Consider the following 26,147-nt stretch of genomic DNA (forward strand, 5'->3'; position numbering starts at 1 on the left):
GCACGTACCCCTCGAAAGGACACTGATGCGTCGTCTCGTCGCCGCTCTCGCCGCGGCCGTCGCCCTCGGGGTCGGCCTCACCGCCTGCGGTGAGAGCGACCCGGTCGCCGGCTCCGCTACCGGGGAGACCCGGGAGATCACCCACGCCATGGGCACCACCAAGGTCCCGGCCGAACCCAAGCGCGTCGTCGTGCTCGACACCGACAAGATCGACACGGCGCTCTCGTTGGGCATCACGCCCGTCGGCGCGGCCACCGCCGGCGAGGCCAAGAGTTGGCCCACGTACTTCGGCGCGGACAAGCTCGCCGGCATCAAGGAGGTCGGGGTGCTCACCGAGCCTGACCTGGAGGCGATCAACGCCCTCAAGCCGGACCTGATCCTCGGTAGCAAGTTCCGCCAGGAGAAGTTCTACGACGAGCTGGCCGCCATCGCGCCGACCGTGTTCACCGACAAGGTGGGCATCACCTGGAAGGAGAACTTCCTCCTCGACGGCAAGGCGCTCGGCCGCGAACAGCAGGCCAAGGACCTGCTCGGCGCGTACGAGAAGCGGGCCAAGGACTTCGGCGCGACCCTCGGCGACGCCGCCGCCCGCAAGGTGTCCATCGTGCGGTTCATCCCGGGCAACATCCGGGTGTACGGCCCGGACTCCTTCTCCGGCATCGTCATCGGTGACACCGGCCTGGGCCGCCCCGAGCGGCAGTTGCTCGCCAACAAGGAGGACAAGCGCTTCGACCTGGTCAGCCCCGAGCGGATCAACGAGGTCGACGGCGACGTCATCTTCGTGACCGCGTACGGCGACAAGGCCGCCGCCGAGCAGAGCAAGGTGGCCGGCGGGACCCTCTGGAAGGGCCTCGGCGCGGTCAAGGCCGGCAAGGCGTACCCGGTCTCCGACGAGATCTGGATGACCGGCATCGGCGTCGGCGCCGCCAACAAGATCCTCGACGACCTGGCCAAGTACCTCCCCGCCACCTGACCCACCCGGGCCGCACCCAAGATCCGCGCAAGTTCGGGGAAACTGCTGCCTCGCGAGCCAATGAAGCAGCAGCATCCCTGAAGTTGTGCGGATCTTGGTGCCGGTGCCGGTGCCGGTGCCGGTGCCGGTGCCGGTGCCGGTGGCGGTGCTGGTTCTGGTTCCGGTTCCGGTGCGGGTGCGTCTCGGGTCGGGTCAGCGGGAGCGGGAGCGCAGGGCTTGACGGAGTTCGTCGAGGAAGCCGTCGAAGTCCTCCCGAAGTCGTTTTGCGGTGACGTGCAGCACGATCCAATCCTCACCGAGCAGCCGATTGAGGCGACGGCGGTCGAGGTGGAGTTGCTCGGGATCGTCATGCCACAACCCGTCGTACTCGACGGCGACCTTGAGATGCGGCCATGCCAGATCGAGACGGGCCACGAACCTCCCATCGTGCTCGACCACGAACTGGGTGACCGGCGGCGGTATCCGGGCGAGCACGATTCGCACGCGAAGTCGGGACTCCGGTGTCGACTCCGAGCCCGCGTCGGCCAGATCGGCCACCCGCGTCATGCGCTTCACCCTCGGTCGCCGACCCGCGCTCGGGCATTCGCCCGCAGCGGCGCGAGCGCTACCAGATGCTTGTGGGCGAGCCGATCCACGATGGCAACTGCCTCCTCGGTCGGCAGCCACTGGGCCAGATCCCAGCAGGTGCGCGTCGGCGTGGTCACCGGGATGCCCTGACGTCGGATGACGTCGAATTCGTCGATCGCGCCGGCATGGACGGCGAGTCCCGACACCGGTCCGAACCGCTGGCCGGCGGGCACGAGCACATCGACGGGCTCATGGTGGGCGACCGTCGTCGCGCCGTAGAGCGCTGCCGCGCTGCGTCCGGCGATCACCACACCCGGCGGCAGCACGAGTTGGGCAGCCGCGGCGCAACGGGTGCGGTGAGTGACGTCGAGTTGGGCGTCGGCATACACGTCCCGGAAGAGCGGGCGCCAGGCCGCGCTGCGTAGTTCCGCAGGGGTGAGCAGACCGTCGGCGACGGCGCGGGAACCGCGAAAGACGCGCCCCTGCAGTCTCGCCGGGCGTCGTGGAGAAGCAGGCATGACGACACCCTGACGGCCAGGCGTGGCTGCCGGCAGCCCCTGTGGATAACTTCCGCCGGGGGTAATTACGCCAAGATCCGCGCAACTTCAGTGCTCTTGCTGCCTCCCGATCACGGGAGGCAGCAGCATCCCTGATGTTGCGCGGATCTTGGCTGAGCGGGCGAGCGTGGGCGGGCGTGGGCGGGCGTGGGTGCGTGGGCGGGCGCGGGCGGGTGGTGCGGGTGGAGGGGTGTGGGCGGGTGGTGCGGGTGGAGGGGTGTGGTTAGGCGGCGGTGGACCAGATGGCGCGGAAGGCGGCGGCTTCGCCGGCCAGCCAGCGTTCGATCTGTTCGGGCTTGGCGTCGGTGGGCATGCGGTGGGTCTGACCGCGCCGGACGTCGACCAGGACCGGCTCGGCGTGCGGGAGGACCGCGTCCATGTGGCGGGCCATCAGGTGCAGGGTGGCGAGCATCGATTCCTCGCTCGGCGGCGCCTCGTCGAAGTGCAGTCGGACCGCGTCGGCGTGACCGTCGGGGTAACGTACGCCGAAGTGGGGGTTGATCTTGACGGGTAGGTCGCCGAGCATGGCCAGGGCGTCGCGGGTCTGGGCCAGGTCGAGGGTGGCCGGGTCGCCGAGGGAGTGCAGCCAGGCCGTCGCGCCGGGCACCAGCGCCTGGTAGAGCGGGCGCCAGCGCGGCTTGACGACGTCGACCACACCGGCCAGGTGGGTGCCGCCGGTGTGGAAGGCGATGTCGGCCTTGAGCGCCTTGACGAACTGGCCGTGCGGGTTGAAGCCGGAACGGCTGGCGCGCTGCTTGCGCAGACCGCCCACGAAGGTCGCCTTGGTGGGGCCGGTGCGGTCGACGTAGCGGGTGAAGCCGAGCAGGGTGGTGTAGGGCGTCAGGGGCATGGAGGTGGGCGCGGTCACGGGCGTCCTCCCAGTTCAGAAGCGCTATTAGTACATACATTCTAATCGACACCCCTGACATCGCCCAGTGAAAACGGGGCGGCGGAAGACGCGACAAAGGGGGCCGTCCGGCAATCCGGACGACCCCCTCGCGGCGACCGCTAAAGCTGACCGACGTCCGTGATCCGGACGACCGCCGCGCCGACCTCGTCCGAGGCGGCGAGGTCGACCTCGGCGCTGATGCCCCAGTCGTGGTCGCCGTCCGGGTCGTCGAAGATCTGCCGGACGGTCCACTTCTCCCGGCCCTGCTCGATCATGAGCAGCGCCGGGCCGCGGGCGTCCGGACCCACCCCGATCGAGTCGTACGCCTCGAAGTACGGCGTCAGCGCGTCGGCCCACGCGTCGTAGTCCCAGCCGTCGCCGGAGTCCAGCTCGGCGAGCAGGTCCCAGCGGCGCAGCGCGGCCAGCTCCACCCGCCGGAACAGCGCGTTGCGCACCAGCACCCGGAACGCCCGCGCGTTGCGGGTCACCGCCGGTGGTCGGTCGGTCAGGGCGGCGTGCGCCTGGGCCACCTCGGCCACGTCGGACGGGTTGCGCAGCCGCTCCCACTCGTCGATGAGGCTGGAGTCGACCTGGCGGACCAGCTCGCCCAGCCACTCGATGAGGTCGATCAGCTCCTCGGTCTTGGCGTCCTCGGGGACGGTCTGGCGCAGCGTCTTGTACGCGTCGGCCAGGTAGCGCAGGACCAGGCCCTCCGAGCGGGTCAGCCCGTAGAACTGCACGTACTCGGTGAAGGTCATGGCCCGCTCGTACATGTCGCGGACGACGGCCTTGGGGGAGAGCTGGTGGTCGGCGACCCACGGGTGGCCCTGCCGGTACATCTCGTACGCGGCCTCCAGCAGCTCGGCGAGCGGCTTCGGGTGGGTCACCTCGTCCAGTAGTTCGAGGCGGGCCTCGTACTCGATGCCCTCGGCCTTCATCGCGGCGACCGCCTCGCCGCGCGCCTTGAACTGCTGCGCGGACAGGATCTGGCGGGGGTCGTCGAGGATCGACTCGATCACGCTCAACACGTCGAGGGCGTACGACGGGGACTCGGCGTCGAGCAGCTCGATGGTGGCCAGGGCGAGGGGGGAGAGCGGCTGGTTGAGCGCGAAGTCGAGCTGGAGGTCGACGGTGAGCCGGATCCGGCGACCGGTTTCGTCCGGCTCGGGCAGCTCCTCGACGACCCCACCGGCCCGCAGCGCCCGGTAGATGGCGATGGCCCGGCGGATGTGCCGGCGCTGGGCGGCGGGCTCCTCGTGGTTGTCGGTGAGCAGGTGCCGCATCGCCGCGAACGCGTCCCCGGGGCGGCCGATGACGTTCAGCAGCATCGAGTGGCTGACCTGGAAGCTGGACGTCAGCGGCTCCGGCTCGGCCTCGACGAGGCGGTCGAAGGTGGGCTGCCCCCAGCCGATCGAGCCCTCCGGCGGCTTCTTGCGGACGACCTTACGGCGTTTCTTCGGGTCGTCGCCGGCCTTGGCGAGGGCCTTCTCGTTGTCGATGACGTGCTCGGGGGCCTGCACGACGACCCGGCCGATGGTGTCGTACCCGGCCCGGCCGGCCCGCCCGGCGATCTGGTGGAACTCCCGGTTCTTGAGCAGGCGGGTACGGACCCCGTCGTACTTGCTCAGGCCGGTGAACAGCACCGTGCGGATCGGCACGTTGATGCCGACGCCGAGCGTGTCGGTGCCACAGATGACCTTGAGCAGACCGGCCTGGGCCAGGGTCTCGACCAGGCGGCGGTACTTGGGCAGCATGCCGGCGTGGTGTACGCCGATGCCGTGCCGGACCAGCCGGGACAGCGTCTTGCCGAAGCCGGAGGTGAACCGGAAGCCGCCGATCGCCTGGGCGATCATGTCCTTCTCGGCGCGGGTGCAGACGTTGACGCTCATCAGCGCCTGGGCGCGTTCCAGCGCGGCGGCCTGGGTGAAGTGCACGACGTACACCGGAGCCTGTTTGGTCTCCAGCAGCTCCTCAAGCGTCTCGTGCAGCGGCGTCATCGCGTACGAGAAGATCAGCGGGACCGGCCGCTCGGCCGAGCGCACGACGGCGGTCGGCCGTCCGGTACGCCGGGTCAGGTCGTCCACGAAGCGGGTGGTGTCCCCCAGGGTGGCGGACATCAGGATGAACTGGGCCTGCGGTAGTTCGATGATCGGCACCTGCCACGCCCAACCACGGTCGGGTTCGGCGTAGAAGTGGAACTCGTCCATGATCACCTGGCCGACGTCGGCCTTGGCGCCCTCGCGCAGCGCCAGGTTGGCCAGGATCTCCGCCGTGCAGCAGATGATCGGGGCGTCGGCGTTGACGCTGGCGTCGCCGGTGAGCATGCCGACGTTCTCGGCGCCGAAGACCTCGCAGAGCGCGAAGAACTTCTCCGACACCAGCGCCTTGATCGGCGCGGTGTAGAACGTCGTCCGGCTGTCGGCCAGGGCCGCGAAGTGCGCGGCGACGGCCACCAGGCTCTTACCCGAGCCGGTGGGCGTGTTCATGATCAGGTTGGCGCCGGAGACGATCTCGATGACCGCCTCCTCCTGATGGGGGTAGAGGTCGAGGCCGCGCTCCTTCGCCCAACCGGCGAACGCGTCGAAGAGGGTGTCGGGGTCGGCGCTTCTCGGCAGCGCGGCGGTGAGCGTCATAGCGTGTCCATGGTGCCTGGATCATGCCCTCCGGCGCCAACCAGGTTGTCGCGCGACCCGCTCAAGGCGTTAGGAAGGGCCCCTTTTACAACGCCAGGCGTTAACAGGGGGCCCTTCCTTACCGTCGGCGGTAGATGAGATCAGCGACCGGACGGCCCGCCGTGATCGCCCGCCGCTCGAACTTCGTCACCGGGCGGTGCGCCGGACGGGGCGCGTAGCCGCCGTACGCGTCGACCAGCTCCGGGTCCGCGTCCAGGGTCTCCCGCATCGCCTCGGCGTACTCGGCCCAGTCCGTCGCGCAGTGCAGCACGCCGCCGGGGGCCAACCGGGACCGCAGCAGGGCCACGTGCGACGGCTGGATGATCCGCCGCTTGTGGTGCCGGGCCTTCGGCCACGGATCCGGAAAGAACACGTGTACGGCGTCCAGCGCGCCCTCCGGCAGGCCGCCGACCAACTCCAGTGCGTCACCGCGAGCAACCCGGACATTCCCCAGGTCAGCGCGGTCCACCAGGTCGAGCAGGTTGGCGATTCCCGGCGTGTGCACCTCGACCGCCAGATAATCTCGGTCCGGGTCGGCGGCGGCCATCGCGGCCGTACTGTCGCCCATGCCCGAGCCGATCTCCAGCACCACCGGGGCCCGGCGGCCGAAGAGGGCGGCCAGGTCGACGGGCTCGCCCGACACGTCCAGACCGTACGAGGACCAGAGCCGGTCCAACGCGTCGGTCTGCCGGCCGCTCATCCGTCCCCGGCGGGGGTGGAAGGTGCGGATCATCCGGCCCGTGGGCGGGACGGTGGCGGGGTCAGGGTCGTCGGTGATGGTCACAGCGACCCGAGCGTACGCGACTTCGTCTGCGGATCGGATGTGATGTGCGACCGGGAATGAGAGGATCCGATTGGTACGGCAGGCCGGGCGGTCCGCTGCCCGGCGCGGTTCGACGGCGTCGAGAGGGGGCATCGTGACAGTGACCCGCGGCGGCGTGCTCCTGTCGGTGGCGGCCATGCTCGCCATCCCCCTGCTCAGCACCGCTCCCGCGCTCGCCGCCCCGGCGACGCTGGCCACGCCGCCGGCCCTCGCCACTGCGCCCGGCGGGCCGTCCGACGCCCTGTCGACCGCCTCCGACTGGCCGCTCGATCCTCTGTCGGCCGTCGCCGCACCCGCCCGGCCGCTCGACGTCCTGCCGGTTGCCGCGTCCGCGCCGCTCGACGTCCTGCCGGCTGCCGCGCCCGCGCCGCAGCCCGGAGGCGTGCCGGGTGGCGCGCCACAGCCCGCTCCCGTGGTGGACGTCTTCGTCGAGGTGAGCCCCAGCACGGTGCAGCCCGGCTACCTGGTCGGCATTCGGGCCAGTTGCCGGGACAACTCGATCGGCGCCACCGTCGTCTCGGACGCGTTCGGCGCCGTCGGCGTGCAACCGCAGGGCGGCGTGCTCACCGCCGCGCCGATGGTGCGCGAGCGCACCCGCCCCGGCAACTACCGGGTCAAGCTGGAGTGCCGCGACGGCGAGACGGCGTCGACCATGTTGCAGGTGGTGAAGACGGTGCCCTCCCCCCACCCCAGTCGAGGCCCGGCGACCGGCTTCGGTGGCAGTGCCGGGGGAGTTACCGGCAAGCTGCTGCTGCCCGGCGGTGCCGCCTTCACGGTCGCCGGCCTGGTCCTCGCCGTGGTGGCCCTGCGCCGGCCCCGTAGCGTCGCGCGCCGCTGAGCCCGCCATGGAAATCTTCCGCCCCACACCGCCGCCGGCCGGATCCCGTCCGCCCACGGGTTCGCGCCCGTCCGCCGGCTCGTGGCTGCCCGGCGATGCCCGCCCACCCGCTGTCGCACGCCCGTCCGGCGATGCCCGGCAATCCGCTGCTGCCCAGCAGGCCGGCAGTTCGCGCCCGTCCGATGGCGCGAAGCCCTCGCCGGTGTCCCGCGCGTCGCATGTCTCCGGCGAGCGGCCGGCGGTGGCCGCCCGTCCGCCGACCGTCGTCGCTCCCCGGCGCAGCCGTCCGACGGGGCGTAGCCCCTGGTCGGTGCCGCTGGCCGTGATGCTGGTGCTGGTGGGCGTCTTCGCCACCGGCGCGGGACTGGGTCGTTCGGTCGGCCCGCTCGACCTGACCCCGGCCGGCGGCGAACGCCCGCCGCGCAGCGAGACGGTCGGGTTGTCGGCGAGCCGCCCGGTGCGCCTCACCGTCCCGGCGATCAAGGTGGAGGCGCCGGTGGCTCCGGTCGGGCAGGCGTCGGACGGCACGATCGCCGTACCGCCGCTGGAGAAGCACAACGAGACCGGCTGGTACGACCGGGGGCCGACACCCGGTGAGCCCGGTCCCGCCGTCATCGTCGGGCACGTGGACACCAAGAGCGGCCCGTCGGTCTTCTACGACCTGGGCAAGCTGAAGCCCGGTGACCTGATCGAGGTGGCCCGCGCGGACCGGTCGACGGTGGTGTTCAAGGTCGACACGGTCGAGCGCTTCCCGAAGGACCAACTGCCCGCCGAGCGCATCTACGGGCACGAGGGCCCCGCCGGACTCCGGCTCATTACCTGCGGCGGCCAGTTCATCGGCGGTCGCGCCGGCTACGCCGACAACGTGATCGCGTTCGCCACCCTCCAGTCGTCCCGCAAGCCCTGAGCCCGGCCGGGCTCGGCTTGATCCACACGACGTCGGTGATGTCGGGGTGTCCAGGTGGCGCTGACACCCCGATTTCGCCGAAGTCGAGTCGATCAAGCCCGGCGGTCAGGGCGTCAGGGGAACCCGCCTGGCGCGGATCGTGCGGGCGGGCGCTGGTCACCGCCCCGGCCCGACCCGGGCGAGCTGGTAGCCCGGCCGGGCGTCAGCGCAGGAAGTCCAGAAGTCGGTGGGCCGTCTCGTCGGGCGCTTCCTCGGGGATGAAGTGCCCGGCCGGTACGGGGCCGCCTCGTACGTCGTCGGCCCACTGCCGCCAGATCGCCATCGGGTCGTCGTAGAGCTTGGCGACCTGGCCGTGTTGGCTCCAGAGGAACAACAGCGGGCAGGCGATCTTCCGGCTCCCACGGTCTGCCCGGTCCTGGTCGTAGTCCAGGCTGGCCGCCGCGCGGAACTCCTCGCAGATCGCGTGCACGGTCTCGGGGTGCGTGAACTGCTCGACGTAGGCCGCCCGTACCTCGGGTGGGAAGGAGTCCTTCACCTCCGGCCAGTTCTCCAGCATGTAGTCGACGAGCACCTCGGGCGCGGCGGCGATGAACCGCTCGGGCACCGGCTCCGGCGCGGCCAGGAAGGACCAGACCCAGTAGGACAGGCTGAACGCCTTGTCGGCGCGGTCGTACACGTCGCCGATCGGCACGACGTCCAGGACGGCCAACCGGGTGACGACGTCCGGCGCGTCGAGCGCGAGTCGGTACGCGCACCGCGCCCCGCGATCGTGGCCGACCAGGTGGAACCGGTCGTACCCGAGGCTCCGCATCACCTCGATCTGGTCGCGGGCGATAGCGCGCATGCTGTACGGCTCGTGGTCGGCGCTGCTCGGCGGTGTGCCGCTGTCTCCCCAGCCCCGCAGGTCGGTGGCGACGACGGTGAAGTGCTCGGCGAGCCGGGGCGCGACCCGGTGCCACATGAGGTGCGTCTCGGGTATGCCGTGCAGCAGCAGAACGGGCGGCCCGTCACCGCCACGCCGTCCGTGGATCGTCGCGCCGGACGTGGCGATGTCGAACTCTTCGAAGCCGTCGAACATGGCCGGACGCTATCAGCGCAGATCGCCGTCGGGGCGGGGTTACGTCGAGCCCGGCAGGCCGGCAGGTGGTCAGGGCTGGGGGACCCGCAACGCCACCTCGAACTCCAGCAGGGTCGCGCCGCTGGAGACCGGCGGGCGGGGCGTCTCCCCGGGGGCGGTGGCGTGGGCGGCGCGGGCGGACCCCGAAGCCCAGGCCTGGTACGCCTCCTCGCTCTCCCACCGCGTATAGACGAAGTAGCGGGTCTCGCCGGCCACCGGGCGCAGCAGTTCGAAGCCGAGGAAGCCGGGGGAGCCCTCCACCGCGCCGGCCCGTGCCGCGAACCGCTTCTCCAGCTCGGGGCCGGCGTTCGGGGGAACCTCGATTGCGTTGATCTTCACGACTGCCATCTGCCCACCCTAGCCAGCCCCGGCGGCCGTGCGGCGGGAGCGCCGGAGGTCAGAGCCCCTCGACCGCCGGAACGAGGTCCGCGTCGACCACGATCGGCGCGTGGTCGGAGGGGCCCTTGCCCTTGCGGGCCTCCCGGTCGACGTACGCCGAGCGGACCGCGCGGCTGAACGGCGCGGAGGCGTACACCAGGTCGATTCTCATGCCCTTGTTCTGGTGGAACATCCCCGCGCGGTAGTCCCAGTACGTGAAGGGGTGCGGCCCCTTCATGGGCGTCGGCACCACGTCGTTGAGGCCCAGGTCGCGCAGCGCGGCGAGGGCGGCCCGTTCGGCCGGGGTGACGTGCGTGGAGTGGGTGAACACCGCCGGGTCCCAGACGTCGGCGTCGGTCGGGGCGACGTTGAAGTCACCGCAGACGGCCAGCGGCCGGCCGCCGGCCAGCTCCGCCTCCAGCGCGTCGCGCAGCGCCGCGAACCAGGCGAGCTTGTACGCGTAGTGCGGGTCGTCGGGCGCGCGCCCGTTGGGGACGTACACCGACCAGACCCGCACCCCGTCGCAGGTGGCGGAGATGGCCCGAGCCTCCGGCTCGGGAAAGCCCGGCTCGCCCGCGAAGCCGACGCGGACGTCGTCGAGGCCGACCCGGGACAGGATCGCGACCCCGTTCCAGCGGCCGTCACTGTGGCTGGCCACCGTGTAGCCCAGCTCGCCCACCTCGGCCACCGGGAACGCGCCGTCGGGGCACTTCGTCTCCTGCAGGCAGACGACGTCGGGACCGGTGTCAGCCAGCCATTCCAGCAGCCGGGGGAGCCGGGCCTTCACCGAGTTCACGTTCCAGGTCGCCAGGCGCATACGTCCACCCTGCCGTATCCGCCGCCCCGACGCCGCCTCACACAGGTGCCGGGTCGCCGGCACGCCGCCGGATCAGCTCCCGGGAGTGTCGCCGGGGCGGGTCTGTTCGGCCAGGAACCGTTCCAGCTCCGCGCCGAGTTCGTCGGCGGTGGGTAGCGGGCCGGCGTCCGGGGCGAGAAGGCTCCGCTCGCCGCGTCCTCGGGCGAACGCGTCGTACTGCTCCTCCAGGGCCTGGACCAGCGCGGCGGCGTCCTCGGTCTGGGCGACCTGCCGGTCGATCTCCACCCGGACCACCTCGGCGGCCGAGCGCAGGCCGTCGCCGGGCAGCAGCAGCCCGGTGCTGCGGGACACGGCGCTCAGCAGCACCTCGGCGGCGGCCGGGTACTCGGTCTGCGCCACGTAGTGCGGCACGTGGGCGGCGAAGCCGAGCGCGTCGCGGCCCTGCTCGCCGAGGCGGAACTCCAGCAGATGGCCGACGCTGCCGGGCACCTGAACCCGTTGCAGCCACGGCTCGTACCCGCTGATCAGCTCGGGACGGGTGGCGTGGGCCGTCACCCCGGTCGGCCGGGTGTGCGGGACCGCCATCGGGATCGAGTTGAGCCCGACGGTGAGCCGTACGTCGAGCCGGGCGGCGAGCCCCGCGACGGCGGCGGTGAACCGCTCCCACTGCAGGTCCGGCTCGGGGCCGGTGAGCAGCAGGAAGGGCGTCTCGTCGTCGTCGTGCAGCAGGTGCAGCTCCAGCTCCGGCGCGTCGAAGCTCTCCCAGTGGTCCTCGTTGAAGGTCATCACCGGTCGCCGGGAGCGGTAGTCGAAGAGCTGGTCCACGTCGAAGGTGGCGATCGGCCGACCCTCGAGCGAGGTGAGCAGTTGCTCGCGGGCCAGCCGGCTGGCGTTGCCGGCGTCCACGAACCCGGTGAGGGCCTGAATCAGGACCGGCTGCCCGAGGTCGGGCAGATCGTCGGTGAGCTGGTAGAGCTCGTGTGGGTCGAGCACCGGTGCGGACCTCCCTGGAATGTGCCTGTTCGGGTGCCGTCGCGACGGACAGCACTCGGTTCGGGCAACGTACCCGCCATCCTGGCGCATTCCTGCGTCGGGCGATCCGTCGCCCGCCCGGTGGGCACGATCGGACGAACCACCCGATTCCGCCGATCGGCCGATGGGCGGTTCGGCCCAAAGGCCGAGTTTGTCGATCATGTCGGGTCGCGCGGACCGATGTCCATCTCTGTCGCGGTCCGTGCCGGCCTGTACGCCCCGCCGCTTTCCTCCGGTACGCGAGGTTCGTTCCTCGGGCGGGTCGAGCGGCATCGCTCGTCCACCGGTGGCGCCTGTTTGTGTGGCGATGACCACGTGATCACCGTGCGTGATCGGGGCTTCGGTCTGCCTAGCCTCGGCTGATGCGTGACGACGGCACCCTCGACGACCCGTACGCCCCGAGTAGCCCCACTGCCGAAACAGCGGAAGGCACCTCAGCCGAACGGACAACCGCCGCGAGTCGGCTTCGGGCGTACGCCCGCGACCTGAGCGGCCGACGCCGCGCCCAGGTGGCGCTCGCCACCGGCGTGGTCTGCTGCCTCGGTCTGGCCACCGCCGTGCAGGTCCGGGACCAGGACGCCGGCGCGCAGTCGCGCGAGAAGACCGCCGGCGTCGAGCTGGCGGAGCGCGCCGAGCAGCAGACCGCATCCCGCGGGCTCGACCGATCGGCGGCCCCGTCCGCCACCCCGTCGACGTCCACCACCCCGGCCGACCCGGACGCCACCCCCCGCGCCCGCAAGGTCGCCCCGGCGAAGCCGACCCGCCCGGCGCCGGTCGCCGGTCTGGACGAGGACCAGATGGAGAACGCCGAGGCGATCGTCCGCGCCGGCCGCAAGATGGGCATCCCGCGCCGTGGCCTGGTCATCGCGGTGGCGACCGCCATGCAGGAGAGCAACCTCTACAACGTCGCCAGCGGCGTCCTGCCGGAGTCGCAGGACTACCCGCACCAGGGCGTCGGCTGGGACCACGACTCGGTCGGGTTGTTCCAGCAGCGCTCCAGCAGCGGCTGGGGTCCGGTCGGTCGGTTGATGGACCCGGAGTTCGCGACCCGGCAGTTCCTCACGGCACTCGAACAGGTGCCCGGCTGGCAGCAGATGCGCCTCACCGATGCCGCGCAGGCGGTGCAGGTCTCCGCGTACCCGGAGTACTACCAGCAGCACGAATGGCGGGCCACCCGGGTCGTCGACGCCATCGTGCCGACGGGGCGGTAGCCTACCGACCACTATGGACGGTGAGGGTTGAGCCTGTCGCGTCCCGGGTACATCCGTTGCGGGTTCGGGGTACACATGACTGAGGGATCACCGACAGGAGGACGTTATGTCTCTGATGCAGCGGATCAGCACTTTCCTGAGATCGCCCAAGGGTCAGCAACTGGTGGACCGGGGCCGGCGCGAGCTGGCCAAGCCGGAGAACCAGCAGAAGCTCAAGGGGTTGGCCACCCGCCTGTCCAACCGCCGTCGCTGACCGCGCCACCGGCCGTCCTGCCCGTACCCACCCCTGGGGAGACCCGGTGACCGACACCCCGCCCACCGGCGGTCAACCCGCCGCGCCCACCCCCGAGCCGTCGGCCGACCTGCCGGTCGCGCCGCCGGCCACGCCCGAAGGCCCGCCTGCGCGGCTGTGGGACCGGATGCGTGACGATCCGCAGTACGCCCCGGAGCACCTCGCGCTGGAGGCGGTACGCCGACTCGGGCCGGAGGCCGCGCAGTGGGCCGCCCGGGCCCGCAACGACCACCCCGGTGTCTCGTCCGACGTCCTGGCCGACCAGGCGGTCCGCAAGTTCGTCAACCTGGCCCGCCTGTCCGGGGCGGTCTCCGGCGCGGCCGGGCTGCCCGGCGCGGTCCTCGACGTCGGCGTGCTGGCCTGGACCCAGGCGCGGATGGTCCTGCACGTCGCCGCCGCGTACGAGGTCGACCCGCTGCACAGCGACCGGGCCACCGATCTGCTCGTGCTCCAGCGGGTGCACAAGGTCGCCGAGAGCGCCCGCCTGGCGCTCGGGGTGGCCGCCGGCCGGGAACGCGCCGACGCGCTCTTCGGCCTGGGCGGTCAGCGTCCGCTGGGCCGGGTCATGTTGCAGCTCGGCGTCCGGCTCGCCCAGATGGCCGGTGTGCGGGCGGCCAAACGCGTCATCGCGAAGATCGTCCCCGGGGCGGCAATCGTGCTCGGCACCTGGGCCAACTCGTCCGCCACGAAGGACCTGGCCGAGCGCTCGCGGGCGCTCTACGGTCGCCGCGGCACCGCCGTTCCGGAGCCCCGCCACCCCTGATCGGTCCGCTCGCGCGGGCGGACTCAGTCGGCCAGTCCGGAGGCGCGCCAGGTCACCTCGGCCAGGCGGTCCTGACCGCTGGCGTTGGGGTGGAACCAGTCCAGCGAGTTGAGCAGGTCCAGGGTGAAGCGCACCCGGTGCGCCGCGCCGCCGTCGTGCCGGCAGCGCGAGCCGTACGCCCGGCAGGCCGCCACCAACTGCACGTTGTACGCGTCGATCCGTTCCCGGACGGCGGCCCGGCGGGCCTTGTCGGCGGCCGCGTTCGACGTCGCGTTGGCCAGCAGCGCCGGACAGATGCCCCGCTTCCACGCACGCGTCGCCCGACCGTCGGTGTGCCCGACCTCCCAGAGTCGGTACAGGTCGGGGATGCTCACCACCAGCACCCGGGCCTTCGGTCGACCGGTGCGCAACGCCCGCAGGCCCCGGTCGACGTCGGTACGGAACGTGGTCACCGGGGTCATCGCGTCCACCCCGCCCCGGCAGATGTCGTTGGCGCCGATCAGCACGGTGACGTAGTCGGCGCGGTCGCGTACCGCTGCCTGGGCCTGGCCTTCCAGGGCGTCGGCGCGGGCGCCGGGCCGTGCGTGGTTGTACGCCCGGCCACGGATCGCGGAGTCCTGGTCGAGCAGTCGCCGGTAGTGACTGTGTACCCGCAGACCGTCCCCGGTGGACCACGAGTTGCGTTCGCAGGAGGTGAGGACCAGGCAGGAGGCGAAGCCGGTGCTGATCGAGTCGCCGAGCGCGGCGATGCCGCCGGGGCCGCCGGACGACGGCGCGCTCTTGGTGGGGCGCGGCGCCGCCGATGTGCCACCCTCACAGGCCAGCGCCACCAGTGCGGCGAGGCAGGCCAGGGCGGCGATCCAGCGTCGAGGCATGACATCCCCTGTCTCGCAGCACAGAGCGACAGCGCGGTAACTCTATGCGCTGGACCCGGTTGGGCGGGAAGTTGCTGTCGGGTATGCGGCGAAGAGGCCTCGGACCTGCCGTCGGGATGCTATAAGTGCCGCCGCGCGTGGAGTCGTCGGCCACCGGTTAACACCCCCGATCGCGGGTAGATCGTGGGGTATGACGAGATCGCAGCCCCGGCGCGCCCGTGGCACGGTCGGGCACGCGTACAGCGCCCTCAACCTGCGGCTCACCCTCGCCAGCTTCGGACTGGTGATCATGGTGATCTTCGCGGTGCTGGCGTTCTGGGTCGGGATCGCCTGGCTCGGCGTGCTCTGCGCGATCCTCGCGGTGGTCGCCGTGGTCGATCTGGTCGTGATCCAACGCCGCCGCGCCGCCCGCCGCCGCGAGGAGCCGGGCGTACGACACTCGCTGTTCGAGTGACAGGAGAAGCGAAATGCCGCACATCGCCACCACCAACCCCGCCACCGGTCAGGTGCTCAAGACCTACGAGGCGATGTCCACCGAACAGCTCGACGCCGCCATCGAGCGCACCGATCTCGCGTACCGGCAGCTGCGCGGCACAGGCGTCGAGGAGCGCGCCCGGTGGATGAACGCCGCCGCCGACCTCCTCGACGCCGAGCGGGACGAGATCGCCCGGATCATGACCACGGAGATGGGCAAGACGTACGCCGCCGCGCAGGCCGAGGTGACCAAGTGCGCCACGGCCGCCCGCTTCTACGCCGACAGGGCCCCGGCGTTCCTCGCCGACGAGCCGGCCGACGCCGCCGCCGTGAAGGCGACCAGGGCGTTCATCCGCTACCAGCCGATCGGCGTGGTGCTCGCCGTGATGCCGTGGAACTTCCCGCTCTGGCAGGTGATGCGCTTCGCCGCCCCGGCGTTGATGGCCGGCAACACCGGCCTGCTCAAGCACGCCTCGAACGTGCCGCAGACCGCGCTGCTGCTGGAGGACGTGTTCCGCCGCGCCGGCTTCCCGGAGGGCGCGTTCACCACCCTGCTGGTCGGCTCGGACGCCGTCGAGCGCATCCTCGCCGACCCCCGGGTACGCGCCGCGACGCTCACCGGCAGTGAGGCGGCCGGGCGGTCGATCGCGCAGATCGCCGGGCGGGAACTCAAGAAGACGGTGCTGGAGCTGGGCGGCAGCGACCCGTTCGTGGTGATGCCCTCGGCGGACCTGGACCGTGCCGCCGAGGTCGCCACCACCGCCCGCTGTCAGAACAACGGCCAGTCCTGCATCGCCGCCAAGCGTTTCATCGTGCACACCGACGTCTTCGACGCGTTCGCCGAGAAGTTCGCCGCGAACATGGCCGCGCTGCGCGTCGGCGACCCGATGGACGGCGACACCGACGTCGGTCCGCTGGCCAGCGAACACGGCCGCGACGAGGTGCACGCCCAGGTGCGCGACGCGGCGGAGAACGGCGCGACGGTGCTCTGCGGCGGTGAGCTGCCCACCGGCGACGGATGGTTCTATCCGCCGACCGTCGTCACCGACCTGACGCCGCAGATGCGGATGTGGTCCGAGGAGGTGTTCGGGCCGGTCGCCGGCCTGTACCGGGTGTCGTCCTACGACGAGGCCATCGAGGTGGCCAACGGCACGAGCTTCGGGCTCGGGTCGAACGCCTGGACCAGGGACGCGGCCGAGCAGGAGCGCTTCGCCACCGACCTGGACGCCGGCAACGTCTTCGTCAACGGCATGACCACCTCGTACCCGGAGCTGCCCTTCGGCGGCGTGAAGAACTCCGGCTACGGACGGGAGCTGTCCGAGCTGGGCATGCGGGAGTTCTGCAACACCAAGACGGTCTGGGTGGGCGAGGGGGCGGCGTCGGCCGGCGCCGGCGCGCACGCCGAGTAACACCTCCGCTTGAAAGGAAGGGCCCCTTATTAGACGCGGAGCGTTAATAAGGGGCCCTTCCTTTCAAGCATCAGCGGGCGTTGTCGTGGGTAGGAGATGCGCCCATGACGACGTTCGGGTTCCACGCCTCCCACGAGCAGATCAACCCCCGCGCCCTGCTGGAAGCGGTGATGCACGCCGAGCGGGCCGGCTTCGACGCCGCCATGTGCTCCGACCACTTCTCGCCGTGGAGCGAGCGGCAGGGTGAGTCCGGCTTCGCCTGGTCCTGGTTGGGCGCGGCCCTGCAGGCCACCGGCATGCCGTTCGGCGTCGTCAACGCCCCCGGCCAGCGGTACCACCCGGCGATCATCGCGCAGGCGATCGGCACCCTCGGCGCGATGTACCCGGGCCGGTTCTGGGCGGCCCTCGGCACCGGCGAGGCCAGCAACGAGCACATCACCGGTGACGTGTGGCCCCGCAAGGACGTCCGTTCCGCCCGGCTGCGCGAGTGCGTGGACGTGATCCGGGCACTGCTGGCCGGTGAGGAGGTCAGCCACGACGGCCTCGTCCGGGTCGACCGGGCCCGGCTGTGGACCCGTCCCGAGGAGCCGCCCGCGCTGGTCGGCGCCGCCGTCAGCGTCGCCACCGCCCGCTGGTGCGCCGAGTGGGCCGACGGCCTGATCACCGTGAACGCGCCCGTTGAGCACCTGCGGGCGATGATCGACGCGTACCGGGACGCCGGTGGCCGGGGACCGCTGCACCTCCAGGTGCACGTCTCCTGGGCGCGGGAGCAGGCACAGGCCGAGGCGATCGCGTACGACCAGTGGCGCAGCAACGTCTTCGCCCCTCCGGTCTGCTGGGACCTGGAGACCGTGGAGCACTTCGACGAGGTGTCCGCCGACGTACCCGCCCAGCGGGTCGCCCAGGTGGTGAACGTCTCGGCGGACCTGGGCCGGCACGTCGGCTGGTTGGAGGAGTACGTGGCGCTCGGCTTCGACCAGATCGCTCTGCACCACGTCGGGCAGGAGCAGCGCGGTTTCATCGACGCGTTCGGCGCCGAGGTGCTGCCGAAGTTGCGTCCGGCCGGCTGATCGGGCGTCGACCACCCGCCCCCTAGGCTCGTACCCCATGGAAAGCCTGTTTCCGGTCGTCGTCTTCCTGGCGATCGCCACCCTGGGCGCGGCCTTGGCCCGCCGGCTGGGCCTGCTCGCGCCGATCCTGCTTGTCGTACTCGGATTGGCCCTGTCCTTCCTTCCGGGCTTCCCGCAGATCCACCTCGAGCCGGAGTTGGTGCTGATCGGCATCCTGCCGCCGTTGCTGTACGTCGCGGCGCTGGAGACGTCGGTGCCGGCGTTCAAGAACAACATCCGGCCGATCCTGCTGCTCGCCGTGGGCCTGGTGCTGTTCACCGCGTTCGCGGTGGGCGTCGTGCTGCATCTGCTGCTGCCGCAGGTGCCGTTCGCGATCTGCCTGGCCCTCGGCGCGGTGGTCGCGCCGCCGGACGCGGTGGCCGCCACCGCGGTCGCCCGCCGCGTCGGGCTGCCCCGCCGGGTGGTCACCATCCTGGAGGGGGAGAGCCTCGTCAACGACGCGACCGCGCTGGTGCTGCTGCGGGTCGCGACCATGGCCACCATCGGTTCGACCGTCGGCACGGCGGACGTGGCCGTGGAGGTGCTGCGCGCGACCGGCGGCGGCATCCTGATCGGCGCGCTCGGGGCGGTCGTCTTCGGCTTCCTGCACCGGCGGATCAGCGACCCGCTGCTGGACAACGCGCTGTCGTTGATCATCCCGTTCGCGGTGGTGTTCACCGCCGAGCACGTGCACGCCTCAGGTGTGGTCGCCGTGGTCGTCACCGGGCTGGCCCTCGGCCACAAGCTGCCGCAACTGCTGTCGGCGGCGTCCCGGTTGCAGACCGGGGCGTTCTGGCGGCTGGTGCGGTTTCTTCTCGAAGGGCTGGTCTTCCTCCTGGTCGGGCTGCAACTGCGGGACGTGCTGCGGAACCTCGACGAGCCGGCCGGCTCCCTCGTCCTGATCACCGTGGCGGTGTTGGCCACCGTCTTCCTGACCCGCTTCGTCTGGCTCTTCCCGGCCACCTACCTGGCCCGGCTGGTCCCTCGGATCCGCCGCCGCGACGCGGCCCCCTCCCCGAAGATCCCGATCATCATCGGCTGGGCCGGGATGCGCGGCGTGGTGACGCTCGCTGCCGCCCTGGCCCTGCCGTTGACGCTGGCCGAGGAGGAGCCGTACCCGCGGGCCCTGTTCATCTGGCTGGCCTTCGCGGTGATCGTGGTCACCCTGGTCGGGCAGGGGGCCACCCTCCCGCTGGTCGCCCGCCGCCTGAAACTGCCCCAGGATGACCCCATGCAGGACGCGTTGTCCGCCGCTGGTGTACAGCAGCAGGCCAGCCGGGCAGCGCGGGACCGCCTGGAGGAGCTGGCCGACAGCGCGCCCGCCCCCGTGGTGGACCGGCTGCGCCGGGTGCTGGAGGACCGCACCAACATGGCCTGGGAACGGCTCGGCGGCGACGAGCGGGAAACCCCTTCACAGGCGTACGGTCGGCTGCGACAAGAGATGATCGACGCCGAGCGGGACGTCTTCCGAGCTGCCCGGGACTCCGGTCGCATTCCCGAGGAGGTACTGGTGCAGGCCTACCGTGACCTGGACCTGGAAGAGTCGCTGCTGCGGCAGGAGGTGGAACAGTGAGCTGTCAGCATCTGACCGAGGCCGGCACCGCCGAGCCGCTAACCCCCGACGAGTGCGCCGACTGCGTCGCCATCGGCAACACCTACTGGGTGCACCTGCGTACCTGCCTGAGCTGCGGGCAGGTCGGCTGCTGCGACTCGTCGCCGAACCAGCACGCGAGCAAGCACTTCGCGTCCACCGGTCACCCGGTGATCCGCTCGGCGCAGCCGGGCGAGGCGTGGCGCTGGTGCTTCGTCGACGAGGAGATCGGCTGACGTTCAGTCGAGCCGGCGCACGAGCAACTGCCCCGGCCACGGCTCACGCCCCGACCGGACCACGGTGAACGGTTCGGTCGGGGTGAAGCCGCAGCCCTCGTAGAACCCGACGAGTGCCCGGTCGTCGCCGCCATAGCAGTCCACCCGCAACAATCCCAGCCCGCGTGCCCGCGCCACCTCGGCGGCGTGCTCCAGCAGTCGGGCCCCGATCCTCAGCCCGGCGTGCGCCCGGTCGGTGACCAGCAGCCGGACGTACAGCTCCGGCTCGGTGGCCGGGGGCACGTGTTCGGTGGCGTCACCCACCACCAGCGCGCCGACGACACGGTTGCCCCGCATCGCCAGGTGCAGGCCGCCACTCGTGGCCCACTGATCGGCCCGGGCGATCTGGCCGGGATCGGTGGAGGGCTGCCGCGTGCCCCACTGCCCGGTCCGGCCGCGCTCCACCAGCCAGGCGGTGGCCACGTCGAGCAGCCGCAGCACGGCCGGGGCGTCGTCGGGGCCGCCGGGGCGGATGGTGATGATCGACTGATCGTTCATGCCCGGCATCCTGCTACACCCGGCGGGTGTTCAGCGCCCACCGGGTCAGCGCCGGGATGATCAGACCCGTCACGGCGAACAGCCCGGCGACGGCCAGCCAGCCGGCCGCCCCGCCGTCGATGATGACCAGGGTCAGCAGGGCCGGGGCGACGGCTCGGGCCAGGCCGGCGAGCATCCCGTCCACCCCCTGGTACGCGCCGACGGCTCCCGATGGGGCGAGATCGTAGGCCAGCCCGGCTCCCGCAGCGGCGTGCCACAGGTCTCCGGCGGTGTAGACGGCCGTGGCGAGCAGGAGGAGTGCGACCGCCGCCGTGGTGGGCAGGGCGACCGTGGTGGCGTACAGCAGCATCGCGGACGCCAGTACCAGGCCGGCGCGGCGCATCGTCGCCGCCGCGGGGACGGCGGTGTCCGCGCCCCGGCTCAGCCGCACCGCCAGCACGACGGTCAGCAGCGTGTTGGTCAGCAGCACCGCCGACACGACGGGCGGCGGCGCTCCGGCCACGGTCACCGCCCACAGTGGCACGACGAGCGTGAGAACTGTCTGGTGCATAGCGAGCAGCGCCGACGCGCCGCTCACCACGAGGAACCGGCCGTCGCGCAGCGCTCCTCCCCGGCCCAGGACAGCACCGGTCGCGACACGTGGCATCGGCGGGTAGGCCGGCAGTCGCAGCAACAGCGCCGCCGACACCAGGTAGGTGACCGCGTTGCCGACCACCAACAGTTGGTACGCCCGGTGCGTGTCGACGGCCAACGCGAACCCGGCCAGCCCGGCCCCGACGGCGATGCCCAGGTTCGCCACGGCGCGCAGCGTGGCGAAGGCGTGTACCCGCCGCTGCGGACCAGTGACGGCCGCGACCAACGCGGCGCGGACCGCGAGGTTGCCCGAGGCCAACAGCAGTTCGAGCACCGCGACGGCCAGGAAGACCGTGAACGAGTCGACCAGCAGGTACGTCGCCCCCACCGCCGCCTGGAGGACCTGCAGCGCGGCTCGCAGCGTGCGCGGGTCGCGCCGATCCGCCAGGGCGCCGAGCGGCACGCTGGCGGTCAGCCCGACCAGTCCGGCGACGCTGAGCCCGGCACCCACCTGGACGGGGGACAGCCCCACATCCCGGGTGAGATAGAGAGCCGCCCCGGTCAGCCACAGGCCCGCGCCGACCGAGTTCGCCAGGGTGGCGAGCGCGAGAGTGCGCAGTCGACCCGCCGGTGGTAACGGCGAGACGCCCGTGTCTGGACGGTCTCGCCGATGACCCGCGCCTGCTCGACAGTGATGTCTCCGTTGGCCAGCGCGGCGCGCACCCCGGGCGCTCCGGCATCGAGCGCCCCAGCGACATTGACCAGTCGGCGCGCGGTGGAACCGTCGAGCCGCAGCCGGTCCCGCGACCACACTGCCGTCGACGACGCGCCCTGGTGCGTGCCCCGGCCGTCCACCTCACGCACCAGCGCCAGTTGCACGGCCGCCAAGCGTTGCGCGAGCCGGTGCGCGGCGTCGAGGGCCGCGACGAGATCGTGCTCGGGGAGGGCCCACACCGCCGCGTCGAGGCAGTCGGCAACCGCCGCCTCCGCCCGCGCCAACCCTTCCACCATGGGACCGAGATTAGAACAGGTGTACGACAATCCAGGGCCGGGTCGTGCGTCGAATGCGCCTATGATCATCGATGATCGCAGCGGGACGGGAGAGACGGGTTGATCAAGGCGGTCTTCTTCGATGTGGGCGGGGTGATTCTCGACGAGTCCCGCGAGTTCGCGGCCTGGGCGGACTGGTTCGGCGTCCCGCGGCACACGTTGTCTGCGGTCTTCGGCGCGGTCGTCGCGAGGGGCCTGGACTACCGGGAGACGTTCCGGACCTTCCGGCCCGACTTCGACCTGGAGGTCGAGCTTGCCCGTCGAGCCGCCGCCGGGCAGCCGGAGACGTTCGGCGCGGAGGATCTCTATCCGGACGCGCAAGGGTGCCTCGCCGCCCTGCGCGATCAGGGTCTGCTGGTGGGCCTGGCCGGTAACCAGCCGGCCCATGCCGAGGGGACCCTTCGCTCTCTCGACCTCAAGGTGGACGTGATCGGCACGTCGCACTCCTGGGGCGTGGCGAAGCCGGCACCGGCCTTCTTCGACCGGGTGGTGGCCGAAGGCGGCGGCGATCCGGCCTCGATCCTGTACGTCGGCGACCGGCCCGACAACGACGCCCGTCCGGCTCAGGAGGCCGGTATGAAGACGTGCCTGATCCGGCGCTCCCCGTGGGGGCACATCCTCGACATGCCAGCCGTGGCCGACCGGTGCCTGTTCCGCATCGACTCGCTGCACGAGCTGCCGGCCCTGATCGCCGCACACAACAGCCGAGCCGACTAGCCGCGCCCAACAGCCGAGCCGACTAGCCGTGCACACCGAGCTGGGAACAGCAGGCCGAGCACAACAAGCCCGGCACGACACGAGCAGCGGACCCGGTGCCGGCCCGCACCGCTCGGCCCACTCCCGCCGAAGCGTGGCCGTAGGGTTTTGCGGTGACCGTCAAGCGGATGCCCGCCGCGGAGATTCCCGTCTCTGTCGAACTGGTGCGCGGTCTGCTCGACCAGCAGCACCCCGATCTGGCGGACCTGCCGATCGAGATCCTCGCCAACGGCTGGGACAACCTGGTGTGCCGGCTTGGTGCGGAGTTGCTGGTCCGGTTGCCGCGCCGCGCCATGGCCGCCGAGTTGACCGCGCACGAGCAGCGCTGGTTGCCGGAGCTGGTCGGTCGCCTGCCGTTGCCGGTGCCAGCGCCGGTGCGCGTCGGGCAGCCGACGACCCGCTACCCCTGGTCGTGGAGTGTCGTACCGTTCTTCCCGGGCCGGATCGTGGCGCTTTCGGCGCCCGGCGACCCCGGGGCGGCCGCGGCGACGCTCGGCGGCTTCCTGGACGCGCTGCACACCCCGGCTCCGCCGGAGGCTCCCGTCAACCCGATGCGTGGGATTCCCCTGCTCGGCCGCGCCCCGGGGGTCCTGAACGGGCTCGCGCATGTCGATCCGGCCGATCGTGCCGCCGCGCTGGGGATCTGGGAGGTGGCCGTCGCCGCACCCGCGTGGGGTGGTCCACCGCTGTGGCTGCACGGGGACCTGCATCCCGCCAACATCCTCGTCGACCGGGGCCGGCTCAGCGCCGTGATCGACTTCGGCGACATCACCTCGGGCGATCCCGCGACCGACTTGTCCGTGGCCTGGATGCTGTTCACGGCTGAGCAGCGTGCTGCTCTTCGACGGGAGTACGGCCGTGCGGACGACGCGACCTGGGAGCGGGCGCGCGGCTGGGCGCTGGCCCTGTCCCTGGTGTTCCTGACGCACTCGCAGGACAACCCGCTGATGCGCGGCATCGGCGAGCGCGCCTTCCGCCTGGTGCTGGATTCGTGATGGCGGACGGGTGGTCCTGGTGGCCGCCCCCCGGGGGGAAGGGCGGCCACCAGGGGTCGCGCTCAGGACAGCGAGCAGGCGTTCCCGTTGACGGTGACCAGCCCCGGGTTGGGGTTGGCGCCGCCGTTGGTCGTCGCGTTGAAGCCGAACGTCACCGTGCCACCGGGGACGATCTTGGCGTTGTACGACTCGTTCTTCGCGGTGACCGTCGCGCCGGACTGGGTGACCTTCGCCAGCCAGGCCTCCCGGACGCGCTGGTCACCCGTGAACGCGAACCGGGTGGTCCAGCCGTTGACGGCCGTGGACCCGGTGTTGCGGATGGTCAACTGCGCGGTGAACCCGGTGTTGCCCTGCCAAGCGCCGTAGTTGGCGTAGCTCACCGAGCAGGTGACGGCCGGTACGGCGCCCGCCTCGCCCTGGTCGGCCAGGAACGAGGAGATCCAGGCCAGCGCCGAGTTCCAGTTGATCGCCACCTCGTTCGTGGAGTACGAGTTGATGTCGTCGACGTAGCAGAACATCGGCTTGCAGCCGGCGAGCAACTGCGCCACGAACGGGTCCTGCAACGCCGCGTTCGCGCCACCGGCGAGGGAGCCGGCGGGCGGACGGGGCAGGTTGGCGTCGAGCTGGTGGCCGAAGATCCGGCTGTGCTGGTTCTGCGCGGCGTGCTCGCCCCAGCCGGTGACGTACGAGATGTTCAGGGCGTTGCGGCCCAGGATGTAGTCCATCGCCTGCACGGCGCCGTCGCGGTAACGGGCGTCGCGGGTCAGGTCGAAGGCGGTGGCCAGGACGATCGCGTTGTTGATGATGCTGCTGTTCGCGCCCCAGAAGTAGCTGTCGGCGTCCCCGGGCATCGGCAGCCCGTACGCCTGCCGGCGCAGCTCGGCGAGGTACGCGTCGGCGGCGGCGGTGACCGAGGCGCGAACCCGGGTCAGGTCGGCGGCGGGCAGCCCGTTCGGCACGGTGGCCAGATCGAGGCGACCCAGCGCGGCGACGCTCTGCCAGCCGAAGCCACGCGGCTCGAACACGTTGCCGGTGTGGTGCGGCGACGCGGTCAGGTCGGTCAGGTAGGTCTGCGAGCCGGTGGTGAGGTACAGCTCGACCGCCGCCCAGTAGAACTCGTCGGTGACGTTCGAGTCGTCGTACGCGCCGCCGCCGGTGCCGTCGGTCGGGCTGGCGTACACGGCGGGGTGTGCCTTCGCGGCGGCGTAGGCCGTCTTCGCGGCGGTGCCGCAGCGGGACGCGAACGCCGCGTCGTACGGGGCGAAGAGTCGCGCGCACTGGGCGGCGGTCGCGGCCATGTTGAGGGTGGCGGCGGTCGACGGCGGGTGCAGCTCGCGCGGCTGCGGGTCGTCCTGCGGGGCGAGCGGCAGGCCGGTCCAGTTCTTGTCGTGGATCTTGTGGTGGACCATGCCGGCGAGCGGCTTGCCGGCCGGCACCTGCATGCGCAGCAGGAACTCCAGCTCCCAGCGGGCCTCGTCGAGGATGTCCGGGACGCCGTTGCCGCGCTCGGGCACCCGCAGGGTGCTGTCGGCCAGTCCGGCGCCGCCGTTGGCGGTGGCGGCCGTCTTGGTCCGCTCGAAGGTGTTGAGGAGCTGGTAGGTGGCGATGCCGCCGTTGACCACGTACTTGCCGTGGTCGCCGGCGTCGTACCAGCCGCCGCGCACGTCGAGGGAGTAGTCGCAGACGCCCGGCTGGCAGGGCACGCTGGTGTCGCCCTGGTTGGGGGCGACGCCGAGGTGGCCGGCCGGGCGGGCGTACTCGTCGCCGATCAGGTCACCGTCGATGGCGATGCCGCTGCGCTGGGCGTAGAAGAACTGCATCGAGTCGGAGCGCAGCTGGTTGTAGAGGGTGCCGGAGATGTCGAACGGGTGACTGGTCTCGCCGTCGACGGTGAGCGTCAGCCCCGCGCCCGGGGTGCGGTAGCTGGAGAAGTCGACGGTCTGCACGTTCTGCCCGGAGGCGGCGTCCATGCCACGCGTGGTGGTGGTGCCGCTGGCCAGGACGGCCCCGGCGGCCGAGTGGAGCTGCCAGGGCAGCGGCGTGGTCGCCTCGGTGACCACCGTGGCGTTCTTCGGCCCGCCGGGCAGGTAGCCGGCCTGGTTGACGCGGACGCGGGGCCCGGTGTCCGGCTCGTACGGCGCGGGGGGCTCGCCGCCGCGCAGCGACACGTCGTCGAGGCAGATGGTCTGCGCCTGCGCGCTACCACCGACCTGGAAGATGAGCTGGGCGTTCTGGTTGTCGTCCGGGACGGTGAAGGTCGACTCGACGCGCTGGACGGTGCCGGTGGCGGCGGCGTCCACGGCCGCGTACGTGGTGTACGGGGCGCTGCCGAGCTGGAGCACGGCCTTGATGGCGGTGCCGGGCGTGGCGGTGATGTCGAAGCCGAGCGTGTACTCGGCGCCCGCGATCAGCGGCACGCCGTCCTGACCGATGCCGGCGTCCCACGGGTTGGCGAGTCCACCGGGGACGGCGGCGCAGAGCTGGCCGTCGGTGACCCCGAGTGAGTCGGTGCCGTAGGAGAACCACGGGCTCACGCCCGCGCTGAAGTCCCCGTTGTCGATCTGCTCGGGGGCGTCCGGTGGAGGGGCGGCGTAGGCCGCTCCGGCGCCCGCGCCGGTGAGGGCCAGGGCGGTCGCCGCGGCCAGGAGGAGGCGACGTTTGGATGGCGTCACGGGGTAGTCCTTCCGGGACGGGAGGTGAGGCAGG

The 26,147-nt window shown here is 71.9% G+C and carries 27 protein-coding genes; 13 read left to right on the top strand and 14 right to left on the bottom strand.

Features of this window, described 5'->3' with window-relative positions; translation table 11 throughout:
* The first annotated feature begins 25 nt into the window (after nt 1-25).
* On the top strand, nt 26-973 hold the full coding sequence (locus tag ACQP03_RS11940; RefSeq protein ID WP_357173365.1) for an ABC transporter substrate-binding protein: 948 nt from the start codon (nt 26-28) through the stop codon (nt 971-973).
* Nucleotides 974-1,165: 192 nt separating this feature from the next.
* On the opposite strand, the gene ACQP03_RS11945 is transcribed toward ACQP03_RS11940, so the two are convergent.
* From ACQP03_RS11945 to trmB, 5 genes are all read right to left on the bottom strand, one after another.
* On the bottom strand, nt 1,166-1,519 hold the full coding sequence (locus ACQP03_RS11945; RefSeq protein WP_357393166.1) for a hypothetical protein: 354 nt from the start codon (nt 1,517-1,519) through the stop codon (nt 1,166-1,168).
* 5 nt (nt 1,520-1,524) lie between these two features.
* The gene (locus tag ACQP03_RS11950) at nt 1,525-2,058 is read right to left on the bottom strand and encodes a hypothetical protein (RefSeq protein WP_357393164.1); all 534 of its coding nucleotides are present in this window, start codon (nt 2,056-2,058) and stop codon (nt 1,525-1,527) included.
* A 262-nt stretch (nt 2,059-2,320) separates the two neighbouring features.
* Nucleotides 2,321-2,965: a hypothetical protein gene (locus ACQP03_RS11955; protein ID WP_357393162.1), complete on the bottom strand. Its 645-nt coding sequence runs from the start codon at nt 2,963-2,965 to the stop codon at nt 2,321-2,323.
* A gap of 140 nt (nt 2,966-3,105) precedes the next feature.
* Nucleotides 3,106-5,619, bottom strand: a complete 2,514-nt coding sequence (locus tag ACQP03_RS11960) for a DEAD/DEAH box helicase (protein ID WP_357119885.1) — start codon at nt 5,617-5,619, stop codon at nt 3,106-3,108.
* A gap of 118 nt (nt 5,620-5,737) precedes the next feature.
* The gene (gene trmB, locus ACQP03_RS11965; protein WP_433460885.1) at nt 5,738-6,442 is read right to left on the bottom strand and encodes a tRNA (guanosine(46)-N7)-methyltransferase TrmB; all 705 of its coding nucleotides are present in this window, start codon (nt 6,440-6,442) and stop codon (nt 5,738-5,740) included.
* Nucleotides 6,443-6,572: 130 nt separating this feature from the next.
* Here trmB and ACQP03_RS11970 point away from each other — a divergent pair, with 130 nt between their 5' ends.
* Together ACQP03_RS11970 and ACQP03_RS11975 are read left to right on the top strand one after the other, a co-directional pair.
* Entirely contained in the window at nt 6,573-7,319 is a 747-nt protein-coding gene (locus ACQP03_RS11970) for a hypothetical protein (RefSeq protein ID WP_357120774.1), read from the top strand.
* A gap of 241 nt (nt 7,320-7,560) precedes the next feature.
* A complete protein-coding gene (locus ACQP03_RS11975; protein WP_357120771.1) occupies nt 7,561-8,226 on the top strand; it encodes a class F sortase in 666 nt (221 codons plus the stop codon).
* 202 nt (nt 8,227-8,428) lie between these two features.
* Here the strand turns inward: ACQP03_RS11975 and ACQP03_RS11980 are convergent, their stop codons facing one another.
* The 4 genes from ACQP03_RS11980 to ACQP03_RS11995 all read right to left on the bottom strand — a co-directional run bounded on the left by ACQP03_RS11980 (nt 8,429) and on the right by ACQP03_RS11995 (nt 11,531).
* Complete coding sequence (locus tag ACQP03_RS11980; RefSeq protein ID WP_357119881.1) at nt 8,429-9,304, bottom strand: alpha/beta fold hydrolase; 876 nt, start codon at nt 9,302-9,304, stop codon at nt 8,429-8,431.
* 69 nt (nt 9,305-9,373) lie between these two features.
* Entirely contained in the window at nt 9,374-9,691 is a 318-nt protein-coding gene (locus tag ACQP03_RS11985) for an antibiotic biosynthesis monooxygenase family protein (RefSeq protein WP_355050256.1), read from the bottom strand.
* Between the two features lie 49 nt (nt 9,692-9,740).
* Entirely contained in the window at nt 9,741-10,538 is a 798-nt protein-coding gene (locus tag ACQP03_RS11990; RefSeq protein ID WP_357119878.1) for an exodeoxyribonuclease III, read from the bottom strand.
* Nucleotides 10,539-10,610: 72 nt separating this feature from the next.
* Nucleotides 10,611-11,531, bottom strand: a complete 921-nt coding sequence (locus ACQP03_RS11995) for a proteasome assembly chaperone family protein (RefSeq protein WP_355050254.1) — start codon at nt 11,529-11,531, stop codon at nt 10,611-10,613.
* Nucleotides 11,532-11,932: 401 nt separating this feature from the next.
* Between ACQP03_RS11995 and ACQP03_RS12000 the strand changes: the two genes are divergently transcribed.
* The 3 genes from ACQP03_RS12000 to ACQP03_RS12010 all read left to right on the top strand — a co-directional run bounded on the left by ACQP03_RS12000 (nt 11,933) and on the right by ACQP03_RS12010 (nt 13,836).
* The gene (locus ACQP03_RS12000) at nt 11,933-12,781 is read left to right on the top strand and encodes a peptidase M23 (protein WP_357119875.1); all 849 of its coding nucleotides are present in this window, start codon (nt 11,933-11,935) and stop codon (nt 12,779-12,781) included.
* Between the two features lie 106 nt (nt 12,782-12,887).
* On the top strand, nt 12,888-13,034 hold the full coding sequence (locus tag ACQP03_RS12005; RefSeq protein ID WP_355237852.1) for a hypothetical protein: 147 nt from the start codon (nt 12,888-12,890) through the stop codon (nt 13,032-13,034).
* Between the two features lie 46 nt (nt 13,035-13,080).
* A complete protein-coding gene (locus ACQP03_RS12010; RefSeq protein ID WP_357119872.1) occupies nt 13,081-13,836 on the top strand; it encodes an EcsC family protein in 756 nt (251 codons plus the stop codon).
* 23 nt (nt 13,837-13,859) lie between these two features.
* On the opposite strand, the gene ACQP03_RS12015 is transcribed toward ACQP03_RS12010, so the two are convergent.
* Nucleotides 13,860-14,711, bottom strand: a complete 852-nt coding sequence (locus tag ACQP03_RS12015; protein ID WP_396832188.1) for a GDSL-type esterase/lipase family protein — start codon at nt 14,709-14,711, stop codon at nt 13,860-13,862.
* A gap of 190 nt (nt 14,712-14,901) precedes the next feature.
* Between ACQP03_RS12015 and ACQP03_RS12020 the strand changes: the two genes are divergently transcribed.
* The 5 genes from ACQP03_RS12020 to ACQP03_RS12040 all read left to right on the top strand — a co-directional run bounded on the left by ACQP03_RS12020 (nt 14,902) and on the right by ACQP03_RS12040 (nt 19,530).
* A complete protein-coding gene (locus ACQP03_RS12020) occupies nt 14,902-15,165 on the top strand; it encodes a DUF6343 family protein (protein WP_357119866.1) in 264 nt (87 codons plus the stop codon).
* A gap of 13 nt (nt 15,166-15,178) precedes the next feature.
* Entirely contained in the window at nt 15,179-16,594 is a 1,416-nt protein-coding gene (locus ACQP03_RS12025; protein WP_357119863.1) for an NADP-dependent succinic semialdehyde dehydrogenase, read from the top strand.
* A 104-nt stretch (nt 16,595-16,698) separates the two neighbouring features.
* On the top strand, nt 16,699-17,664 hold the full coding sequence (locus ACQP03_RS12030; RefSeq protein ID WP_357119860.1) for a TIGR03885 family FMN-dependent LLM class oxidoreductase: 966 nt from the start codon (nt 16,699-16,701) through the stop codon (nt 17,662-17,664).
* 37 nt (nt 17,665-17,701) lie between these two features.
* On the top strand, nt 17,702-19,276 hold the full coding sequence (locus ACQP03_RS12035; protein WP_357173380.1) for a Na+/H+ antiporter: 1,575 nt from the start codon (nt 17,702-17,704) through the stop codon (nt 19,274-19,276).
* The gene (locus ACQP03_RS12040; RefSeq protein ID WP_357119854.1) at nt 19,273-19,530 is read left to right on the top strand and encodes a UBP-type zinc finger domain-containing protein; all 258 of its coding nucleotides are present in this window, start codon (nt 19,273-19,275) and stop codon (nt 19,528-19,530) included. The genes ACQP03_RS12035 and ACQP03_RS12040 overlap by 4 nt, the downstream gene beginning before the upstream one ends.
* Before the next feature lie 3 nt (nt 19,531-19,533).
* Here ACQP03_RS12040 and ACQP03_RS12045 read toward each other — a convergent pair whose 3' ends face one another.
* The 3 genes from ACQP03_RS12045 to ACQP03_RS12055 are packed head-to-tail and all read right to left on the bottom strand — an operon-like array spanning nt 19,534 to nt 21,651.
* The gene (locus ACQP03_RS12045) at nt 19,534-20,067 is read right to left on the bottom strand and encodes a GNAT family N-acetyltransferase (protein ID WP_433460886.1); all 534 of its coding nucleotides are present in this window, start codon (nt 20,065-20,067) and stop codon (nt 19,534-19,536) included.
* 13 nt (nt 20,068-20,080) lie between these two features.
* The gene (locus tag ACQP03_RS12050) at nt 20,081-21,259 is read right to left on the bottom strand and encodes an MFS transporter (RefSeq protein ID WP_433461153.1); all 1,179 of its coding nucleotides are present in this window, start codon (nt 21,257-21,259) and stop codon (nt 20,081-20,083) included.
* A complete protein-coding gene (locus ACQP03_RS12055; RefSeq protein ID WP_433461247.1) occupies nt 21,202-21,651 on the bottom strand; it encodes a DUF222 domain-containing protein in 450 nt (149 codons plus the stop codon). Before ACQP03_RS12055 ends, ACQP03_RS12050 begins: the two co-directional genes overlap by 58 nt.
* A 99-nt stretch (nt 21,652-21,750) precedes the next feature.
* Between ACQP03_RS12055 and ACQP03_RS12060 the strand changes: the two genes are divergently transcribed.
* Together ACQP03_RS12060 and ACQP03_RS12065 are read left to right on the top strand one after the other, a co-directional pair.
* On the top strand, nt 21,751-22,407 hold the full coding sequence (locus ACQP03_RS12060) for an HAD family hydrolase (protein WP_433460887.1): 657 nt from the start codon (nt 21,751-21,753) through the stop codon (nt 22,405-22,407).
* Between the two features lie 152 nt (nt 22,408-22,559).
* Nucleotides 22,560-23,441 (top strand): aminoglycoside phosphotransferase family protein, encoded by an 882-nt coding sequence (locus ACQP03_RS12065; protein WP_433460888.1) that lies wholly within the window; start codon nt 22,560-22,562, stop codon nt 23,439-23,441.
* A gap of 62 nt (nt 23,442-23,503) precedes the next feature.
* Here the strand turns inward: ACQP03_RS12065 and ACQP03_RS12070 are convergent, their stop codons facing one another.
* A complete protein-coding gene (locus ACQP03_RS12070) occupies nt 23,504-26,113 on the bottom strand; it encodes a glycoside hydrolase family 9 protein (RefSeq protein ID WP_433460889.1) in 2,610 nt (869 codons plus the stop codon).
* Between the last annotated feature and the right edge of the window lie 34 nt (nt 26,114-26,147).

The organism is Micromonospora sp. CA-248212 (assembly GCF_050948405.1).
Taxonomy (GTDB): Bacteria; Actinomycetota; Actinomycetes; order Mycobacteriales; family Micromonosporaceae; genus Micromonospora.

What these genes read in the sequence shown, in the direction of transcription:
- ACQP03_RS12035 (WP_357173380.1), top strand. Translation starts at nt 17,702, where the DNA reads ATGGAAAGCCTGTTTCCGGTCGTCGTCTTCCTGGCGATCGCCACCCTG.
- ACQP03_RS12015 (WP_396832188.1), bottom strand. Translation starts at nt 14,711, where the DNA reads ATGCCTCGACGCTGGATCGCCGCCCTGGCCTGCCTCGCCGCACTGGTG.
- ACQP03_RS12025 (WP_357119863.1), top strand. Translation starts at nt 15,179, where the DNA reads ATGCCGCACATCGCCACCACCAACCCCGCCACCGGTCAGGTGCTCAAG.
- ACQP03_RS12000 (WP_357119875.1), top strand. Translation starts at nt 11,933, where the DNA reads ATGCGTGACGACGGCACCCTCGACGACCCGTACGCCCCGAGTAGCCCC.
- ACQP03_RS11960 (WP_357119885.1), bottom strand. Translation starts at nt 5,619, where the DNA reads ATGACGCTCACCGCCGCGCTGCCGAGAAGCGCCGACCCCGACACCCTC.
- ACQP03_RS12020 (WP_357119866.1), top strand. Translation starts at nt 14,902, where the DNA reads ATGACGAGATCGCAGCCCCGGCGCGCCCGTGGCACGGTCGGGCACGCG.
- ACQP03_RS11990 (WP_357119878.1), bottom strand. Translation starts at nt 10,538, where the DNA reads ATGCGCCTGGCGACCTGGAACGTGAACTCGGTGAAGGCCCGGCTCCCC.
- ACQP03_RS11940 (WP_357173365.1), top strand. Translation starts at nt 26, where the DNA reads ATGCGTCGTCTCGTCGCCGCTCTCGCCGCGGCCGTCGCCCTCGGGGTC.
- ACQP03_RS11950 (WP_357393164.1), bottom strand. Translation starts at nt 2,058, where the DNA reads ATGCCTGCTTCTCCACGACGCCCGGCGAGACTGCAGGGGCGCGTCTTT.
- ACQP03_RS12055 (WP_433461247.1), bottom strand. Translation starts at nt 21,651, where the DNA reads ATGGTGGAAGGGTTGGCGCGGGCGGAGGCGGCGGTTGCCGACTGCCTC.
- ACQP03_RS11985 (WP_355050256.1), bottom strand. Translation starts at nt 9,691, where the DNA reads ATGGCAGTCGTGAAGATCAACGCAATCGAGGTTCCCCCGAACGCCGGC.
- ACQP03_RS12045 (WP_433460886.1), bottom strand. Translation starts at nt 20,067, where the DNA reads ATGAACGATCAGTCGATCATCACCATCCGCCCCGGCGGCCCCGACGAC.
- ACQP03_RS11945 (WP_357393166.1), bottom strand. Translation starts at nt 1,519, where the DNA reads ATGACGCGGGTGGCCGATCTGGCCGACGCGGGCTCGGAGTCGACACCG.
- ACQP03_RS11980 (WP_357119881.1), bottom strand. Translation starts at nt 9,304, where the DNA reads ATGTTCGACGGCTTCGAAGAGTTCGACATCGCCACGTCCGGCGCGACG.
- ACQP03_RS12005 (WP_355237852.1), top strand. Translation starts at nt 12,888, where the DNA reads ATGTCTCTGATGCAGCGGATCAGCACTTTCCTGAGATCGCCCAAGGGT.
- ACQP03_RS12030 (WP_357119860.1), top strand. Translation starts at nt 16,699, where the DNA reads ATGACGACGTTCGGGTTCCACGCCTCCCACGAGCAGATCAACCCCCGC.